The organism is Streptomyces sp. C (genome assembly GCF_000158895.1).
Classification (GTDB): domain Bacteria; phylum Actinomycetota; class Actinomycetes; order Streptomycetales; family Streptomycetaceae; genus Streptomyces; species Streptomyces racemochromogenes.
This window is the reverse complement of the sequence record NZ_GG657750.1, coordinates 7,190,925-7,193,387: the sequence shown is the minus strand read 5'-3', so window position 1 is coordinate 7,193,387 and position 2,463 is coordinate 7,190,925. Positions and strand designations below refer to the sequence as shown.

3 protein-coding genes are annotated in these 2,463 nt (G+C 72.9%); 2 read left to right on the top strand and 1 reads right to left on the bottom strand.

Features of this window, described 5'->3' with window-relative positions:
• The first annotated feature begins 160 nt into the window (after positions 1 to 160).
• A complete protein-coding gene (locus SSNG_RS32090) occupies positions 161 to 1,450 on the top strand; it encodes an alkaline phosphatase family protein (protein ID WP_347232487.1) in 1,290 nt (429 codons plus the stop codon).
• Here the strand turns inward: SSNG_RS32090 and SSNG_RS38305 are convergent.
• Positions 1,437 to 1,844, bottom strand: a complete 408-nt coding sequence (locus SSNG_RS38305; protein WP_050779802.1) for an MMPL family transporter — start codon at positions 1,842 to 1,844, stop codon at positions 1,437 to 1,439. The genes SSNG_RS32090 and SSNG_RS38305 overlap by 14 nt on opposite strands.
• On the opposite strand from SSNG_RS38305, the gene SSNG_RS42590 reads away from it, so the two are divergent.
• Positions 1,810 to 2,463 (top strand): hypothetical protein (locus SSNG_RS42590; protein WP_206731352.1); only part of this gene is annotated, 654 nt, incomplete at its 3' end. The two genes, SSNG_RS38305 and SSNG_RS42590, sit on opposite strands and share 35 nt — an antisense overlap.

Below are 2,463 nucleotides of genomic sequence, written 5' to 3'. Positions count from 1 at the left end.
CGATGCCCGGGTGGCGGCGGCGTGGGCGGCGGTCGCGGAGGACTTCCGCGACCGGGGGCGTCCCGTACCGCGGTTCCTGAACATCTCCGTGGCCGGGGCCGCCCGGCGCGAGCACTGACCCGTCGGGCCCCGGTCCGACCCGTATCGAGGAGGAACACCCGTGCCGATACCCGTGCCGACACCCATGCCCCTTCGCCCGGCGAGATCCCGGCGTCCCGTCGCCGCGGCCGCGCTGGCCGCGTCCAGCGCGCTCGTCCTGCTCGGCGCCTTCACGGTCGCGAGCTCGCAGGCGGCCGAGGGCGGTCCCGCGCCGCGGGCGGCGGCGGCCGCCGGGCTGCCGTCGTACGACCACGTGGTGGTCGTCGTGTACGAGAACAAGCAGTACGGGGAGATCATCGGCAGTGGCAACGCCCCGTACATCAACCAGCTGGCCGCCGGCGGCGCGAGCCTGACCGGGATGAAGGCGCTGACCCACCCGAGCCAGCCGAACTACTTCAACCTCTTCTCCGGCTCCACGCAGGGCATCACCGGGGACGGCTGCTACACGCCGCAGTCGATGACGGCCGCGAACCTCGGCCAGGAGCTGATCGCCGCCGGCCGGACCTTCGCCACGTACAACGAGGACCTGCCGTCGGAGGGCTCCACGGCCTGCACGAACGGCCAGTACGCGCAGAAGCACAACCCGTGGTTCGCCTTCAAGAACGTCCCGCTGAACACCGGGAAGACCTGGGCGCAGTTCCCGCAGAACAACTTCTCGGCGCTGCCGGACCTGTCCTTCGTGGTCCCCAACCAGTGCAACGACATGCACTCGTGCTCGGTCGGCACGGGCGACACCTGGACGAAGAACAACATCGACGCGTACGCGCAGTGGGCGAAGGCCAACAACAGCCTGCTGGTGCTGACCTGGGACGAGGACAACTACCTGGGGTCGAACCAGATCGCGACGGTCTTCTACGGGGCGAACGTGAAGACGGGCACGTACGCGACGGCGTTCAACCACCACCATCTGCTGCGGACCTTCGAGGACCTCTTCGGCACGGCCACGCACGCGGGCAACGCCGCCAACGTCCAGCCGATCACGGAGGTGTTCACCGCCTCCACCACCCCGACGCCGACGCCGACGCCGACGCCGACGCCCACTCCCACCCCGACCCCGACCCCGACGCCCACGCCCACGCCCACGCAGGGCGGCCTGAAGCTGGCCGACCCGGGCCCGCAGACCTGCAAGTTCAACCAGTCCTGCACCATCCAGCTCACCGCCACCGGCGGCAGGCCCCCGGTCCGGTACGCGGCCACCGGCCTGCCGTGGGGGCTCGCCGTCGACGCGGGCACCGGCCGGATCAGCGGGAAGCCGTGGGGCAGCGGCACGGTCCAGGTCACCGCGACCGCGACCGACGCCTCGGGCGCCACCGTCACCGCCGCGTTCCCGCTGACCGTCAACTGGTTCTGACGGCGGCCTCCGTGGGGCGGCCGGCCGGCGGACCGGCCTCCCGCGGGGCTGGGCCCGGGCGGCGGAACAGGCGGGGGCACCACCAGTTGGCGCGGCCGAGGAGGGTCATGGTCGCGGGCACGAGGAGGCAGCGCACGAGGGTGGCGTCGACCACGACGACCAGGGTGAGCGCGGTCGCCAGCTGCTTCATCACCAGCACCTCCCCCGTCGCGAAGCCCGTGAAGACGATGCACATCAGCAGCGCCGAGGAGCTGATGATCCGGGCGGAGCGCTGTACGCCCGCTTCCACGGCGAGGTCGTTGCCGGCTCCGGCGCGGTACGCCTCCTGGATGCGGGAGAGGAGGAACACCTCGTAGTCCATGGACAGCCCGAAGGCCAGGGCGAACACGACCACCGGCAGCCTTTATCCCAGCCCGCCCAGGGTGTGGACGCCCAGCGGCCCGGCGCACCAGCCGTCCTGGAAGACCAGGACGAGTGCACCGAACGAGGCGCCGAGGGGACAGGGTGTTCATCACGATCGCCTTGAGCGGCAGGAGCACCGAGCCGGTCATCGCCAGCAGCAGGACGTAGCTGGTCAGGGCGATCAGGGCGGCGGCGCGGGGCGCGTGCTCGACGACCTCGGCCCTGAAGTCGGCGTCGAGCGCGGCCCGTCCGGTCACCCGGACGGGGAAGTCCGCCGGCCGCTCGGCCCGGAGTCGCTCCACGAGGCGGGTGGCGGTGGCCGCGTCCTCGTCGGGCACCGGTACGAGGCGGACGACGGCGACCCCCGGCCCCGCCGCGGTGGCGGGTTCGAGCCGTTGCACCTGCGGGGCGTCCGCGAAGCGCTCCGCCCACGCCGTGAGCCGGGCCGGGTCGGTGCGGGCCACGACCACCACGGCGTCGGGCCGGTGCTGGGGGAACCGGTCGGTGACCAGGTCGGCGAAGCGCCGGGCCTCGGTGCCCGGCGGCAGTTGCAGTTCGCCGACCGGACTGGCGAGGTGGACGCGCAGGAAGGGCGCGGCGGCGGCCAGCAG